The following is a 16,098-nucleotide window of genomic DNA, read 5'->3' on the forward strand; positions in this document are numbered from 1 at the left end:
TACTTTTACGTTAATTAATCTGCTATTTCCGCAGAATCTCTCTGAAGTAAAAATTTGTAGATTAAACCACCTACAACTCCTCCTAAGATTGGTGCTGCCCAGAACAACCAAAGCTGTGACATGGCAAGTCCTCCTGTAAAAACCGCCTGAGAAAGAGATCTTGCAGGGTTTACAGAAGTATTGGTGATTGGAATAGAGATCAAGTGGATTAAAGTAAGTGCAAGACCAATAGCGATACCTGCAAATTTACCGTTAGCCCATCTGTCTGTAGCTCCCATAATCACGATAAGGAAAAATGCCGTTAATAAAAATTCAGCCAGGAACGCTGCCCCCATGCTGAATGCTTTTCCGTTGTAAACGGCTTCTCCATAGAAGTTGGTGGCAAAAGCACCAGGTTTTGAGAAGTCTACTGCTCCGGCACCATTAAGGATTGTGTATAAACACCCTGCTGCAACAATAGCTCCAAGACATTGTGCTACAATGTAAGGAATAAGATCTTTTGCAGGAAATCTGCCACCCGCCAAAAGCCCGAAAGAGACAGCCGGGTTAAAGTGACCTCCGGAAATATGGCCTACTGCGTAAGCCATGGTAAGAACAGTAAGACCAAAGGCTAAAGCAACGCCTAAAAGTCCAATACCAATATCGGGAACACCTGCTGCGAAAACGGCGCTACCGCAACCTCCGAAAACAAGCCAAAATGTGCCGAAAAATTCAGCAAAAAGTTTTTTTATCATATTGTTTATTTTAAAAATGTATCTCAAATGTAAAATTTATATCTTAAAATAAAAAGTTAAATCTGAAAAATATTTCAAAAAAGAGAGAACAAAAATTATAAAGTAAATAATTTGGTTTAATGTTTGTTGGGGATTTGTCCAGATAGTATTGTTATAAGAATTGAATGATACAACATAAATGTTTTATTATTCGTTTGTAATTTAAAAGGGTGGTTGATGAGAAAGTTTCTTTGTGTGGTCTTTGTGCCTTTTATTTATAGTCTACATTATTCGCAGGCGGCCAAAAAAGCTTTTCCCTGTTATGATCTTACGTCAGTTTTGAAAGTAGAGCCTACAGCTCTTTATAAACCTCATATTGATGCTTCAAAAAGTTTTGGAGTACAGCTGTTGAAAGATTCGAAAACAGTGCAAAAATATATCAACAATGGGAAATTTCACAAAATAAAAAAAACGGGAAAAGGATATCGTGTTCAAAAACTGGATTACAGTAGGGCTTATATGGTTTCCAAAGCAAAGACAACATTAGAAAATATTGGGTCTAAATTTAGTAAAAATACTAAAGGAGGTACCTTTACAGTTTCGTCTATCACAAGAACCCTGGAAGATCAATGCAGGCTCAGAAGAGTCAATTCTAACGCTTCATTGGGAATCAGTTCCCACAACTACGGTAATTCTTTTGATATTTCCTACGTAAGATTCAATAATGTTCTTAAATATAACCCGAAAATGGAAATGGCATTGGAGAAGGTTTTAAAGCATTATGCGAATGCAGGTAGAATTTATTATATAAAAGAGAAGCAACAAAGCTGTTATCATATTACGGTAAGGAATTACTAATTAAAATTCTTACTTGCATAGCATTTTTAGTTTAGTTATTTTTATACAGCTAAAAACCATGCATATATGAAAATATTAAACAGTGAAGACTGCATGCTGCGAAAAGAAGAATGCCAGGCAGCAATGGACCAATGGAGCCTACATCTTACTCATTTTTCCGAGTTAAAAACCAAACTTCCTACCAACTACATTTTCGAAATCAACGCAGAATATCTGGAATGGATGAGAAAAAACAATAAGTATGAAGAATTTTGTGCTGCAGTAGGGATTCATAATGAACAAGTGATCCTTATTTTATGTCCTATGGATGAAAGGGGATTTAATAAAGACATGGATCAATATCCGTGCTGCTTTCTTCGTCCGCTGGAAGGTGATTTGAAACTCCAGGAAGTACAGCAGTATACTATTGTTAAGAATGCCCTCCTTTCCAGCGATCTTCAAAGTATTGATAAAAATTCCGATATGACATTTCCGATTTCCAACAAACCTGTTCTTGAACAAGATAAGGCTGTAGAAGCCATTGAAAAATGGAGAAATGAGGGAATGGAGTGGTTTTTCCAGGAATGCACGGATTATAAAGGGACGAGAATTTTTAAAAGATTCTATGTTCCTACGGCCGATTTATGTCTTTCAAATATAGAACTAAAGAAGATTGTATGTTCATTTGGTTTAAAATATAATGATATCTATGGAAGAATGCTGGTAACATTGGTATTTATTTCTTTCCTGGAAAATCTGAAGAATACCGGAAGTAGCGCAATTACTGAAGCTAATACTTATGATTGGGCAAAGCCATGTCCACCGGTTTGTCGCATACCGGAAACTGAATTATAATTTATAAGTTAAGAATGGCCGATCTTTATAAGGTAATTTTATTCCTGAATTATGGTCTGCTCCTGTCTATTATATTGTTGGGAGCAGCAAAATATAAATTATTAAACAAACAAGAAAAGCAATATTATCATTGTATTGCTTTTCTTTTTAGCATAGAATTGCTGAACCTTGTTTTGCCTTATATTTTCAATCTTAATGATACTTCATTTCTTTATCCTTTATATATTGCTGGGGAGTTTTTGTTATTGACAGGACTATTTATCAGAAAATTAGATTTGCCTAAACATTATTTGAACCTTGCGACATTATTGTCCGGTGGATTTATGATCTCGAAATACGCTTTTGATTATCCACTCAATGCAGATATCGCGAAAGTAATTTCAAATATTATCATTATTTGTCTTTCCGGATTTACCTTGCTGAGGGAAATAAAAGATAACTCCATAAGAAATCGTTTTCTCCTGGCGGATGCCTGTATTTTTTTCTACTATTCCGTTTCTGTATTTATTTTTATTATTCAGCATCAGATTGCCAATCTGTCGGAAAACGATTATTATATTCTGCTCAGTGCCAATAATGTTTTTTCGAGTATTTTGTATTGTTCATTTTTATATACTTTCATCAAATTAAAGAAGTAACTTTAAATATTAACCTGTTGATTCTTATAATTGTTACCATAGCAGTTATAATATCGTTTATTTTACTTGCTTACAAGACTTTTATCAACAGGATTGTTAAAGAAAAAAATGCTCAGTACGAAGCAGAAGTGCTTCATCAGAAAAAGCTGGTGCTTGAAAACATAAAAGCACAGGAAGAAGAAAGAAAAAGAATTGCCATAATGATTCATGACGATATAGGGAATCGCCTTAATATTCTTTCTTTATGGCTTAATAATTTAGACACACAAGGAGACGAATTGATTAAAAAAAATATTTATAACCAAATGTCCTCTTTGATTGATGCATCCAGAAGTATTTCCCATTCATTGTATCCTGTAAATCTTGAATCGGTGGGCTTGGTTTTATATGCCGAAGAATTGATTGCCAACCTTTCTCATAAAATTAATATATCTCTACAGGTAATGCCTGGATATACAAAGAAAGATATTTTTATAGAAGTACAGTTGTATAGAATTATTCAAGAGTTTACAACGAATGTGCTTAAACATTCTACCGCAACAGATTTGTGGATTTATATAAAAGATGGCCTGCAGAATACAAGAATGATAATTTCAGATAACGGACAAGGATTTGAATATGAGCAGGTGAAAAAAGGAATGGGAATCAAGAATATTGAGTCCAGAATCAAATCGATGAATGCTGATTATAAATGGAAAAAAACTTTTTTAAATAAAGGAAGCCGTCTAATTATTAAAATACCAAAACATAATGAGTTCCCAAACCAAAATAGCTCTGATTGATGATGAACAGTTGATCTTAGAAGGAGTGAAAATGTTGTTATCCAATGAAAAAAATATTAAGGTATGTCTTACTTCCGATAATGGACCGGATTTTATAGAATGCCTGGAAAAACTTTCTGCACAAGATTTTCCTGATATTGCCCTTGTAGATGTCCAAATGAAACCTATGAATGGCTTTGAACTGGTAGAAATCCTCAAAGAAAAATATCCTGATCTCAAAATTATTATTCTTTCTTCCCATTATAAAACTTCGATATTGGGATACATGGTAAAATTAGGAGTGTCAGCATTTCTTCCAAAGAATTCCAATAAGAAAACATTTATTGATGCGATTACAATGGTCGATAAAAATGGCGTATTCTTTACTGCCGAAGACCATCAGATGTTGTTTACTTATATGAATGGTTCAGCAAAGAAAAACTCTCTTTTTGAAACAGAAGATGAATTATCTGAACGAGAAAAAGATGTTGTAAAGTTGATCTGTCAGGAATTTACCAATAATGAAATTGGAGAAAAGCTCTTTATCAGCCCTAGAACAGTAGAGAGTCACAGGCAAAGAATTCTTGAAAAGATAGGAGCTAAGAATACCGTTGGAATCGTTATTTATGCCATTGTCAATAACATACATCCCCTTGAAAAAATCTAACCTGATTCCGTAGAAATACGGATTTTTTTATTTAGTACTTTTCACTCTAGTTCATTTTGAATTTCTTCAGTTATTTTGAAATGTCTCTCTCGGAGATTTTAGAAAAAATAAAACACATCAAGGATTTGTAATAAAAAAATTAGATAAAAGCATGAATGATAGCAGAGTGATTTCCGTCGGAATTTTCTTTGACGGTACAGGAAATAATGGACTAAATATTCTTTCACCGGATAGGCCACTGAATAATAACGAAAGCTATCATAGCGCTTTTACCAATATTTATAAACTATATAGCTTGTTTGACGGAAATGAAAAATTATATATTGAGGGAATAGGTACCGTATTAGGGAATGAAGATAATAATTTTGCAATGGCTACTTGTGCCAATCCTCCTTATGGGAAAGGATATTCTTCAGATGATAAACTTCAGAAAGCTGATGATTTTGTACAAAGCATAATGAGCGATCAAAATGAGGAATATCATTTCTATTTGTACGGATTTGGTAGAGGAGGGATGTTGGCCAGAACGTTTTGCAATCAATTATTGGTTTATTATTCTTCAGAAAATATTAAGATAAAATTTTTGGGTGTTTTTGATACTGTAGAATCTAAGCCATTCAATACTTATAATTTAAGTTTGCCCGAAGAAGTTGAACATGCATTGCATCTTTGCGCTTTGAATGAGTCCAGATTCTTTTTTCCCCTTACCGGTTTTTTTGAAAGTTCAAAAACAATGCAGGACAAAAAATCAGAAAATTGGAAAACCAAATGGAAAGAAATTTTTGTTCCGGGAGCTCATGCAGATGTTGGAGGCGGATATTTGGAAGGACCTCAGTCTGTTTATATTTCCACAGACTTTATCAAGATTGAAGATTTACGGGATTACGTTTCGGATATAAGAAATGCAAAAACAGATTCTGATGGAAATAAAATTTGGAATGCATTGCTTTCTGGATATCAGATTGAAAATGAAGGAACCTTATCCCAGGCTTATGTTGCAAGAGATAAAGTATACAATGATCTTTCAAAAATATATGGAAAACTGATGATGGAAGAAACCAATGCCATATCAAAAGTATTTAATGTAAATGCAGACCCATCCTTTGACTGGGAATGTGAACAGCATTTTTGGTTAAATGACTTCTATGAAAAACTTAAAGAGTATACAAAAAATCTCTCCAAAGAAATGAAACCGGTTTATGACTACGGAAAATTGGCAGATTATACCCATATTTCATCCAATTTTGGATTGTATAACGATATTTTACTAAAGAGATCATACCATGAAATCAACATTGAGTTGATCAATAACGGATTAAATGTTTCCAGCAGTACATCTGTAGACAACCATAATAAGGAGAGACTTTCCATTGAGCTCCATCTTCCCGAAGATAGCTTTGTGGCAGACTTTCTCTATGGTACCAATGTCCCTAATAATGATATTTGGATTCGATCCATTATAAAAACACTGACGGCTATAAAGATTACTAAATAAACGATCACTGTCAGTATTTTTTCAGTTTTAAATTTAGGTTATGAGAAGCATCCGGAAAAGATGCTTCTTTTTATTAATGTGGCTAAAGTGTTAATAATGATTAAAAATTATTTTAAATTAAAAGTGAGAATTCTGATTTAAAAGATGTCTTTACTTCAGATTCTGGTATTCATTTCTTTTTCCGTATTTTTGCCCCCGAAAATTCATTATTCATTATTAACTATTAATTAAAAAAATGCTTTCGGTTCAAAGTTTAGGATTACACCATTCGGGAAATTATTTATTTCAAAACGTAAATTTCACCATTAAAAAGGATGATAAAGTAGGTCTGGTAGGAAAAAATGGAGCAGGAAAATCCACGTTGTTGAAAATGCTGTCCGGAGAAATTAATTTCTACGAAGGAGAAGTCGTTACTGAAGGAAGTGTTACCATTGGTTTTCTGAAACAAGATCTTGATTTTGTAAAAGGAAGAACGGTTTGGGATGAAACGATGCAGGCTTTTGAGCAAATCAATGCCTGGAAAAATGAGCTCGAAGAAGTCAATCACCAAATGGCAACGAGAACCGACTACGAAAGCGATTCTTATATTGATTTAATTAATAAGATGACCGAATTGAACGATCTTTTAATGAACCATGACGCTTACAATCTTGAAGGTGACATGGAAAAAGTATTGTTTGGTTTAGGGTTTAAAGCTGATGATTTCCAAAAAATCACCGATGAATTTTCAGGAGGATGGAGAATGAGAATCGAATTGGCAAAATTGCTTCTTCAAAAGAATGATATCATGCTTCTCGATGAGCCTACCAACCACTTGGATATGGAGTCCATTATCTGGCTGGAAAACTTCCTTAAAGATTATCCCGGAGCAATTGTTCTGGTAAGTCACGATAAACAGTTCATGACAGCTGTTTGTAATAGAACTTTTGATATCAACAATAAAAAAGTTGACGATTATAAAGCCAATTATACCAAATATCTGGTGATGAGAGAAGATCGCCGTGAAAAACTGATTCAGGCTAAAAAGAATCAGGATGCGGAGATCAAACAAATGGAAGATAATATCAATAAGTTCCGAGCAAGTGCTACAAAAGCTTCTTTTGCCCAGTCACTTATTAAAAAATTAGATAAAATTGAACGTATTGAAGTGGATAACGAAGACGTTTCAAAATTCAATATCCGTTTCGTACAATCTATGGTTCCCGGAAAAGTTATTTTCGAAGCGGAAAACCTTGGAAAAGCTTATGGCCAGAAACAAATCTTTGATGATGTCGACTTTATCGTTCAGAGAGGAGACAGGATTGCACTTTTAGGACAAAACGGACAAGGGAAAACAACTTTGGCTAAAATTTTAGCCGGAGATATTAAAGATTATTCCGGTACATGGAATCTTGGACATAACGTTAATATCGGATATTTCGCTCAAAATCAGGAAGAGGTTTTAACGCCTAATAAAACGGTTCTAGAAGAGGCTGAAGATGCGGCAACAGAAGAAACCAGACCCAGAGTAAGAGACTTATTAGGATCTTTCTTATTCCAGGGAGAGGCTGTAACGAAAAAAACAAAAGTGCTTTCCGGAGGAGAAAGAAACCGTCTGGCACTTTGTAAATTATTGCTTCGTCCTTTCAATACATTGATCATGGACGAACCTACCAACCACTTGGATATTCAGTCTAAGGAGATTATTAAGCTGGCATTACAGAATTTTGAAGGTACATTAATTGTCATTTCTCACGACAGAGAATTCCTTCAGGGACTTTGTGATAAAATCTACGAATTCCGTGATGGAAAAATGAAAGAATTCTTAGGTGATATTAATGAATATCTTGAGTATAGACAAAAAGAAACAATCAGAGAGATTTCTGCGGAAAAAGCTAAGCTTCACCATGAAGAAGTGAAACCAGAGCCTAAGAAAGTAGAAGAAAAACCGATTGTTAGTAGCAATCAGTCCTCCAATATTGTTAGCAAAGAGCAGAAAAACATTCAGAATAAAATTAAAAAAGTAGAAGAAAAAATTTCCGAGCTTGAAACGAAGATAGAAGAAATGGAAGCTTCTTTTGCCAAAGAGAATCCTTCTGACGAAACTTTAGAGCAATACAACAAAGCAAAAGAAGAGTTGGATAATGCTTTACAGGAGTGGGAGTATTTGGGGACTCAATTAGATTAATTTTGAAAATATAATATTAAAAGTTCGGAACTCGAGATACGGGTTCCGATTTTTTTATCTGAAGTTTGAATGGGTGTAAAGCTGGTGCGATAATCAATGACTGCCCATTATATCTCAACGCAGAGTTTCAAAGACATTTTAAATGGAAATATTCAGTATAATTTTCATTTATCCTTTGCGTTTTTTATTTACGTAATAAGACAAATTAATTCAATATTATACGAAATGTTTTCAAATATAAATTTGGTTTTACGCATTAAATAAGCCACTTAACATAATAAAAAATATCTCTTTGATATGAATTAATAGTATATATTTAAGACTTAATCTTAAATTTTACACAATTATGAAAAAACTAAAAAAATTAACTCGTGAAGATCTTAAAACTGTAAAAGGTGGCGAAAAACAAGTTTGGATTGCAGAATTTTGTGGTCAGACTGCTACGACAACTCAAGATTGGACACCACAACAAGCAAATCAGTGGCTTGCTGACCTTGAAAAAAACTACTGTAATTAATATTTGTTCATATTAATTATTTGCACTTATACCTAATAAAGTTATAAGTGCATTTTTTTTACAATCAAAAATAATTCTATGTACTATTATAAAAAATTATTTCAATTATTAGCTTTATTTTTTAGTGTCTTATTTTTTTCTCAATTACAAAAAAAAGATACTCTTCGTGGTGAGTTTACCTATTTATTAAAAGCTAAATTGAGTACATTAACTCCTGATTATAAACATGAAGAATTTTTTTCATTACAGATAGGTGATAAACGTGCTTTTTTTGCAAGTACACAATCAATTAAGAGAGATTCTACATTTCAAACAACCCAACATAAGAAATTGGATAATGGTGGGATTCTTTTAAGTACAAAAGGGATGAATATACCAAAAACTAAATTCTATTATACAATTATACAATCAAATGAAAACATACAGTATTTTGATTCTGTTTCAATGTCATTACTTATGTATAAAGAACCAGTAATAAAAAATTGGAAACTTATAGACGAAACAAAAATAATCAATACAATTACTTGTAAGAAAGCAGAGGTTAATTTTAAAGGTCGAAATTGGGTCGCGTGGTATTCTCCCGAAATTCCTTTACCCTATGGTCCATATAAATTTAGTGGATTGCCTGGATTAATCATTAAAATAACGGATGACAAAGGAGATTATGATTTTGAACTGATAAAATCCGTATCAAATTCTGTATTGAAAGGCAGATTAATTACCATTAAAAAAAGTAGATATACAGAAGCCATAGAAACTACTCGACCAAAATTCGAACAAGCGTTAAAAGATGCTAATGCAAATTTAATTGGTGTACTTCAAAGCTCTGAAACCACTATTATACAAGGTCAAGAAATAATTAGGCAACGACAAAAAGAAAGAGAAGAAAATAAAAAATACGAAAACCCAATAGAATTAGAAAAAGATTAGTAAATAGCTAATCTTTATTTCATTTTTTATTAATATTATTTATCTTCTTGAAAATCAATGTAATTAAATAATATTAACACACTCATCAAAATTAACACAAAGTATTAAATTATTTTCCTAATTTTGAAACATGATTTTTAAAGAAAGCAGAAACCTAAAGAGTTTTATCTCCAAGCTATTGTTTGGAGTGTACTTCCTCGCTCTGCTTTCTCAAAGCTTTCACCATCATGATTCTGTAGATTATTTTAAGGCTTTTAATCTTAAAAAGTCAGAGAATACATTGACGAAAGCTGCTACTAAAGAGAAAGCTGGCGACTGTCTGGCCTGTCATTTTTTGGCTACCGGACATACATTAGCTCCTGAAGAGTTCAGTTTTTCTTTCGAGCATTATACGCATGAGGTAAAACAGATCATCACCCTCCAGGAGAAAATCTGGTCACAGACCAAATTTACTTTCCAACTTCGGGGCCCACCCACTATTTCTTAATCAATAGATTCTTATTGGGTTTAAAGTTTTGTGCTTTAAAGTTCAATGTTTAATGTTTAAAATTTAAAGTTATTTGAAATGATCCTAGGATATATTTCTAACCTTCTGTCATTGATACATTATACATTTTATTGCGCACATCCATTATACAATTATTAAACCCACTCAACAAATTTTAACGAAAATGTATCTGAAAATGATACGCAATCAATCTTTATTACAATGAAATTGATATATTGCCTATTGCTGATCTTTTGTGGATCAGTAACTATAAGCGCACAAAAAACGTATACTGTACAAGGATTCGTTCAGGATTTTCATGATAAAACGATGCTGGAAAATGCAACGGTGAAAATTGGTGGATTTACAGTAAAAACCAATAAAAAAGGACAGTTTTCCTTTGATAAAGTCCCTGCCGGGAAGTATACACTCATTGCCAAACATCCTGATTGCAATGATTATACTGAAAATATAGGAGTTGATCAGGATATGCATATAACGATTACCCTTGAACATCATATAAAGGATATCGAAACGGTGACCATCCATGGAAATCACAAAAATAATGGTTCACTCATTATCAAAACCCTTAGTAAATCTGAAATAGAGAAAAATTCTACAGATAACCTTGGAAATTTATTATCTAAAATTTCAGGAGTAACTGCCTTGAAAACCGGAAATAATATTTCAAAGCCCGTTATTCATGGTCTTTACGGAAGTCGCATCAGTATTATGAATAATGGAGTGCGTCTCGCAGAACAAGAATGGGGGGTAGAACACGCTCCTAATGTTGATATTAATAATTTTCAGCATATCGATGTGATTAAAGGAGCATCTGCATTGAAATACGGAAGTGACGCCATTGGAGGTGTCGTGATTATGGAGCCTGAAATTTTCCCTAAAAAAGATACGATCAAAGGTTCAGTCAATCTTTCGGGAATCTCTAACGGAAAAGGGCTTGGGCTTGATGTGGATGTGGCCAAAGTATGGAAAAACGGATGGGCCGTAAAATCGGGAGGAGGTATTAAAAAATTAGGAGATCAACATGCTCCTGATTACAATTTAATGAATACCGGAATGGATTTTTCATCCTTCAATTTCACAGTTCAGAATAATAGTTATGAAAAAGGAATCTCTTTTGACTACTATCTGACACGTCAGAATATTGGAATTTACAGAGGTTCTCATGTGGGTAATAATGAAGATTTTTATAACGCGATGACCCGAAATATTCCGGCTTATACAGGATCGTTTAGCTATAATATTGATAACCCGAGACAGGTTATTGATCATCATATTGCCAAAATATCAGCATTCAAAAGATTTGAAAATATTGGAAAAATATCAGCAACTTATAGTTACCAATATAATCATAGACAGGAATATGATATCAGAAGAGGTGATTTAAATAATATTCCTTCTTTAGATCTTGCATTAATGACGCATCAGTTTAATATCAATGACTTACTGGAAAGAGGGAAATGGTCGCTGGAAACCGGGATAGATGCAGGATTCCAGAATAATTATTCAGATCCGGCAACTAAAGCGAGACGTTTGATCCCTAATTATGATAAATATTCAGCAGGAATCTACTCCGTTTTTAAATATAAAATTTCACACGATTTTAATGCGGAAGCAGGAGCAAGATATGATTTCACCCGATATGATGTGACAAAATGGTATGATAAAAGTGATTGGGATAGATTGTATGCGGATATTTATCCTCAATTTTACACAAGAACCAATCAAAACAGGGTTTTAACAAGACCCAAGTTGAATTATAACAATCTATCTTTCAATGTCGGGCTGGAATATCGTCCTGATGCCAACTTTGATTTGAAGTTTAATTATGCAAAAGTAGGAAGAACACCTAATATTGCGGAATTATTCTCAGATGGTCTGCATCATTCTGCTGCAGTAATTGAAATTGGGAATATGGGGCTTAAAAATGAAGAAGGACACCAGTTTAATATAACTGCAGATACAAAGTTTAATGTTCTTAAAGGATTAAATCTCTCTGTGAATCCCTATTTCTTTATTACCAAGAATTTTATTAATGAAATTCCGACAGGAGTACAGAATACCATCAGAGGAGTGTTCCCGGTTTGGGAGTATCAGCAGATTGATGCAAAAATGTATGGGATAGATCTGGATGTTAATTGGAAATTGACAGATAACTTAACCTATGTAGGAAAAGGAAGCTATGTATATGGCCAGGATGATACCCATAATGAACCATTAATTTTAATGATGCCTCCAAACTTTTCCAATGCACTGCAATTCAGTAAAGAAAACTGGAGCAATTTCTATTTTTCTCTTGAAAATCAAACCTTTTTAAAACAAACAAGGTTCCCAATTCATAATGCTGAAATTTCTATTTATGAAAATGGAGAAGAAGTGGTAAAAACAGTCGATTTCAGTACACCACCGACCGGATATTCACTTTGGAATATCCGAACAGGGATCAACATCAGTAAAAATCTTTCTGCCGGGCTTATTGTAAATAATCTTTTTAATGTTTCATACAGAGATTATATGAACCGTATGAGGTTCTTTGCAGATGAAGCCGGAAGAAACTTTATCTTAAATTTTAGATATAAATTCTAAAAATGAAGAGGCTGTTTAAATTTTTAAGAATTTTATTTTAATAATTAATTTTCCATTTTTTATTACAAATAAGTTTCACCATTAAGATTCTTAAGATTTTTAGAATATTAAGCTTGAGCTCTGCTTTAAGGCACTTGCTTATAAAAATCTTTGATTTTTTCTTAATTATAAATAACTTAATTCATCTTAATGGTTCGAATAAATTTTTAATAAAATTTAAATAGGCTTTAAAAAACTATTCAATCAAAATTTTACAATCTTAAACTTTTTAAAATGAACAAACTATTCAATACTAAAAATATTATCAAATTATTAGCCGTTTTATTCATTACGATTACAGCAATCTCTTGTCAGAGAGATGGCTCAGTAGCGGAAGATGATATCCCACAGGAAGAGCTTACCAATATTGTTCTATTGGTGAAAGAAGATGTACCAGGAGCTGTAGAGCAGAAATATAATTACAGTATAGGAGCGGGTGGGCAGCCAACCATTCCATTAACTGACGGGAAATCTTATATTGTCCAGGCAAAATTTTATAATGGAAATGAAGACGTAACTCAGGAAATAAAGGATGCCAAAGATGAACATTTTATCATTTTTGATTTTCCAAAATCCACCATTAATATTACCAGACAGGATGACAGCTCATCAACAGGAAAGCTGGGAAAGGTAGGACTTATTACAAAATGGAATGTTGTAAAGGTTGTTAACTCTTCCGCACCATTCTTAAAATTTGATTTGATTCATGCGCCACAAAGTGCCAATTCAGCGCAAAACGGAACCGCTTGGGGAAGTGTTGTTGGAGGAGAAACGGACGCAGAGGCTACATTTAACCTGAGCAACTAATATCACTTTAATCTTGTTAACAAAACCATCGAAAACTTCGATGGTTTTTTATTGTTATTTAAATTTTAAAATATAAAAATATTAGCCTGTAAAGTGATCAATAAAACATGAATATCTTACTTATAAGTAGGAATAAGGTTTTTATGAAAATCCTATTTTATAGTTTATAAATATTTGAAGACTAAGAATTTATTTGAAATGAGTTATTTTCATAAAAAATTCATATTTTTGCAACCTAAAATTTTAATCAATAATGAAGGTTACCGCACAAAACCATGATGACGTAAGTGCATTACTTACTGTAACATTGGAGAAATCTGACTACAAAGAAAGAGTAGAAAAGCAATTGATTAATTATGCTAAAAATGCGCAAGTTCCTGGATTCAGAAAAGGGAAAGTGCCTTTGAGTATGGTTAAAAAACAATATGAAGCAGGTATTGCATTTGAAGAAATCAACAGACAGGTTTCTGATGCTTTGAACAACTATGTTAATGAAAACAAATTAAGATTAGTTGGTCAGCCAATTCCTCAGCCAGTAAACGAATTCGATTACAACGCTGATCAGTTAGAAGTTGCTTTTGAAGTTGGGTATGAGCCTGAATTCACTATAGATTTAGCTAAATATGAAGCACCTCACTACAAAGTAGAAGCTTCTGAAAAAGAAATCAACAAAAGCATTGAAAACATGCAAAAGCGTTTTGCTGAGCAAGTTCCACAAGATAAAATCACTAAAGATTCTTATATCGCTTTAGAAGTTTCTCAAGTTGTGGAAGAAGATGCTGAAGGAGAGCACCACCACCACCCAAAAAACATTACCATTACAGCTGAAAACAAAGAAGCTTTCAAATTGGTAAAAGCTTTGAAAATGGACGGATCTGTAAAAGTATCTAAAGAAACTCTTGCTGGTGATGAAGAATTAGCTAAAGAATTAGGATTCAGTAAAGAAGAAGTAGAGCACTTACACCACAATGAGGTAGAAGTAAAAGTAAAAGATTTCTATTCATTAAACTTAGCTGAACTTAACGAAGAATTATTCGATAAAGTATATGGAGAAGGAAACATCAAGTCTGAAGATGAACTTAAAGAAAAAGTAAAAACTGAATTAGACGAGTACTTCCAACAAAATGCTGATGTTCACTTTGTGAATAAGGTATTAGAACAAGTTACAGAAAAAGAAGAGGTTGCTCTTCCTGAAACTTTCCTGGTAAAGTGGTTAATGTTCTCTAATCAGAATGTTCAGTCTGAAGAGCAGGCTAAAGAAATTCTTGAAGCAGAGAAAAGCCAATTAAGATACCAGATCATCGAAGGAAAATTGATGACTGATAACGAAATCAAATTAGACTATGCTGACGTATTGGCACAAGCTGAGCAATTGGTGAAAAATCAATTGGCTATCTACGGAATCCACCACTTAGGTGATGAAGAGATCCAGAAATACGCTGTTGAAATGTTGAAAGACCAAGAGCAGGTAAGACAAATTTCTTCTGAAGTGGCTATGGCTAAATTGAAAGATGTAATTCTTGAAAAAGCTAGCAAAAAAGAAACTAAAATTTCTCACGACGAATTTTTAGAAGAACTTAAAAAATAATTATACCCGATATAAATATTTGAAAACCGTCAATTCTTTGGCGGTTTTTTTTAATGATATATGTAAATTTATGGTTTCAGTTCTTAGTTCATTTCAATCTTTTTGTTGTCTAATTGGGCTATTTGTTATCATTTATCAATTATCATCTGCTCACATAATATATTTCCGTCAATATTCATATATTTACTCCTTAAACTTATTACATATATGAAAAAGATCATCATTCCGTTTTTCTGCGCCGTACTTTTTTCAGTTCCGGCAGTTGCTCAGAAGAAAGATGCCGCTTCTGCTAAGACAGAGGCCGTGAAATCTAAACTAACATCTAAAGAAGTTATTGATAACTATTTTAAAGCTTTGGGTGGAAAAGATAAATTAGAATCCGTAAAATCTGTGATTACTGACAATACTCTATCTGCACAAGGGATGGAAATTACAATGTCAACTAAAAAATTGGGGAATAAATTCAAATCTGTACAGTCTTTAATGGGACAGCAGATGGTTCAGCTTTTCGATGGTGAAAAAGGCTATTTTGAACAAATGGGAAAAAAAATAGATATTCCTGCTGATAAAATTGCTGATTTGAAAAAAGGAAAACCGGTTGATGCATTAGCATTTGAATCTACTAATTTTCAAAATGTAAGCGTAGAAAAATTAGATGGGAAAGACTATAATGTTCTTACTTCAGATAAAGGAAGCTTCTATTTTGATACTGCTACAGGACTATTATACAAAGCCAACACAAAAGAAGGAAATATGACCGTTAAAAGCTATATGACTGTAGACGGAGTTCAATTCCCTGCTGAAGTAGATGCTGAAAGTGCCGGTCAGAAAATCAATATTAAGACGACTAAAATCGTTATTAATTCCGGGGTTACAGATGCTGATTTTAAATAAAAAACATTTTTTTTATGATATTAAAACCGGATTATTTCCGGTTTTTTTTTGTTATATATATAACTTTAACTCAATTTTAACTATAAAATGATTTTT

15 protein-coding genes are annotated in these 16,098 nt (G+C 33.0%); 14 read left to right on the forward strand and 1 reads right to left on the reverse strand.

Annotated features, from left to right (window positions below; genetic code table 11):
• Positions 1-14: 14 nt before the first annotated feature.
• Positions 15-731 (reverse strand): aquaporin Z, encoded by a 717-nt coding sequence (gene aqpZ, locus CW752_RS09785; protein ID WP_101239694.1) that lies wholly within the window; start codon positions 729-731, stop codon positions 15-17.
• Between the two features lie 219 nt (positions 732-950).
• Here aqpZ and CW752_RS09790 point away from each other — a divergent pair, with 219 nt between their 5' ends.
• From CW752_RS09790 to CW752_RS09850, 14 genes are all read left to right on the forward strand, one after another.
• Positions 951-1,571, forward strand: a complete 621-nt coding sequence (locus CW752_RS09790; protein ID WP_101239531.1) for a DUF5715 family protein — start codon at positions 951-953, stop codon at positions 1,569-1,571.
• A gap of 66 nt (positions 1,572-1,637) precedes the next feature.
• On the forward strand, positions 1,638-2,405 hold the full coding sequence (locus CW752_RS09795; protein WP_101239532.1) for a hypothetical protein: 768 nt from the start codon (positions 1,638-1,640) through the stop codon (positions 2,403-2,405).
• Positions 2,406-2,419: 14 nt separating this feature from the next.
• Positions 2,420-3,043, forward strand: coding sequence for a hypothetical protein (locus CW752_RS09800; protein ID WP_101239533.1), 624 nt, complete (start codon positions 2,420-2,422; stop codon positions 3,041-3,043).
• A gap of 17 nt (positions 3,044-3,060) precedes the next feature.
• A complete protein-coding gene (locus tag CW752_RS09805; RefSeq protein ID WP_228401705.1) occupies positions 3,061-3,825 on the forward strand; it encodes a sensor histidine kinase in 765 nt (254 codons plus the stop codon).
• Positions 3,794-4,471 (forward strand): response regulator, encoded by a 678-nt coding sequence (locus CW752_RS09810; protein WP_101239534.1) that lies wholly within the window; start codon positions 3,794-3,796, stop codon positions 4,469-4,471. The genes CW752_RS09805 and CW752_RS09810 overlap by 32 nt, the downstream gene beginning before the upstream one ends.
• A 151-nt stretch (positions 4,472-4,622) precedes the next feature.
• Positions 4,623-5,966 (forward strand): T6SS phospholipase effector Tle1-like catalytic domain-containing protein, encoded by a 1,344-nt coding sequence (locus CW752_RS09815; protein WP_101239535.1) that lies wholly within the window; start codon positions 4,623-4,625, stop codon positions 5,964-5,966.
• A gap of 235 nt (positions 5,967-6,201) precedes the next feature.
• Entirely contained in the window at positions 6,202-8,133 is a 1,932-nt protein-coding gene (locus tag CW752_RS09820; protein WP_101239536.1) for an ABC-F family ATP-binding cassette domain-containing protein, read from the forward strand.
• A gap of 346 nt (positions 8,134-8,479) precedes the next feature.
• Entirely contained in the window at positions 8,480-8,650 is a 171-nt protein-coding gene (locus CW752_RS16890; RefSeq protein ID WP_185117606.1) for a bacteriocin-like protein, read from the forward strand.
• Positions 8,651-8,728: 78 nt separating this feature from the next.
• On the forward strand, positions 8,729-9,580 hold the full coding sequence (locus tag CW752_RS09825; RefSeq protein WP_101239537.1) for a GLPGLI family protein: 852 nt from the start codon (positions 8,729-8,731) through the stop codon (positions 9,578-9,580).
• 130 nt (positions 9,581-9,710) lie between these two features.
• Positions 9,711-10,067 (forward strand): hypothetical protein, encoded by a 357-nt coding sequence (locus CW752_RS09830; protein ID WP_185117607.1) that lies wholly within the window; start codon positions 9,711-9,713, stop codon positions 10,065-10,067.
• A gap of 222 nt (positions 10,068-10,289) precedes the next feature.
• Complete coding sequence (locus tag CW752_RS09835; protein ID WP_101239538.1) at positions 10,290-12,674, forward strand: TonB-dependent receptor; 2,385 nt, start codon at positions 10,290-10,292, stop codon at positions 12,672-12,674.
• A gap of 273 nt (positions 12,675-12,947) precedes the next feature.
• Complete coding sequence (locus CW752_RS09840; protein WP_101239539.1) at positions 12,948-13,520, forward strand: hypothetical protein; 573 nt, start codon at positions 12,948-12,950, stop codon at positions 13,518-13,520.
• A gap of 253 nt (positions 13,521-13,773) precedes the next feature.
• Positions 13,774-15,108, forward strand: a complete 1,335-nt coding sequence (locus CW752_RS09845) for a trigger factor (RefSeq protein ID WP_101239540.1) — start codon at positions 13,774-13,776, stop codon at positions 15,106-15,108.
• Between the two features lie 207 nt (positions 15,109-15,315).
• A complete protein-coding gene (locus CW752_RS09850; RefSeq protein ID WP_101239541.1) occupies positions 15,316-16,002 on the forward strand; it encodes a hypothetical protein in 687 nt (228 codons plus the stop codon).
• Positions 16,003-16,098: the final 96 nt, after the last annotated feature.

Source organism: Chryseobacterium sp. PMSZPI, from assembly GCF_002835665.1.
Taxonomy (GTDB): Bacteria; Bacteroidota; Bacteroidia; order Flavobacteriales; family Weeksellaceae; genus Chryseobacterium.

What these genes read in the sequence shown, in the direction of transcription:
- CW752_RS09790 (WP_101239531.1), top strand. Translation starts at nt 951, where the DNA reads ATGAGAAAGTTTCTTTGTGTGGTCTTTGTGCCTTTTATTTATAGTCTA.
- CW752_RS09795 (WP_101239532.1), top strand. Translation starts at nt 1,638, where the DNA reads ATGAAAATATTAAACAGTGAAGACTGCATGCTGCGAAAAGAAGAATGC.
- CW752_RS09800 (WP_101239533.1), top strand. Translation starts at nt 2,420, where the DNA reads ATGGCCGATCTTTATAAGGTAATTTTATTCCTGAATTATGGTCTGCTC.
- CW752_RS09810 (WP_101239534.1), top strand. Translation starts at nt 3,794, where the DNA reads ATGAGTTCCCAAACCAAAATAGCTCTGATTGATGATGAACAGTTGATC.
- CW752_RS09815 (WP_101239535.1), top strand. Translation starts at nt 4,623, where the DNA reads ATGAATGATAGCAGAGTGATTTCCGTCGGAATTTTCTTTGACGGTACA.
- CW752_RS09820 (WP_101239536.1), top strand. Translation starts at nt 6,202, where the DNA reads ATGCTTTCGGTTCAAAGTTTAGGATTACACCATTCGGGAAATTATTTA.
- CW752_RS16890 (WP_185117606.1), top strand. Translation starts at nt 8,480, where the DNA reads ATGAAAAAACTAAAAAAATTAACTCGTGAAGATCTTAAAACTGTAAAA.
- CW752_RS09825 (WP_101239537.1), top strand. Translation starts at nt 8,729, where the DNA reads ATGTACTATTATAAAAAATTATTTCAATTATTAGCTTTATTTTTTAGT.
- CW752_RS09830 (WP_185117607.1), top strand. Translation starts at nt 9,711, where the DNA reads ATGATTTTTAAAGAAAGCAGAAACCTAAAGAGTTTTATCTCCAAGCTA.
- CW752_RS09835 (WP_101239538.1), top strand. Translation starts at nt 10,290, where the DNA reads ATGAAATTGATATATTGCCTATTGCTGATCTTTTGTGGATCAGTAACT.
- CW752_RS09840 (WP_101239539.1), top strand. Translation starts at nt 12,948, where the DNA reads ATGAACAAACTATTCAATACTAAAAATATTATCAAATTATTAGCCGTT.
- CW752_RS09845 (WP_101239540.1), top strand. Translation starts at nt 13,774, where the DNA reads ATGAAGGTTACCGCACAAAACCATGATGACGTAAGTGCATTACTTACT.
- CW752_RS09850 (WP_101239541.1), top strand. Translation starts at nt 15,316, where the DNA reads ATGAAAAAGATCATCATTCCGTTTTTCTGCGCCGTACTTTTTTCAGTT.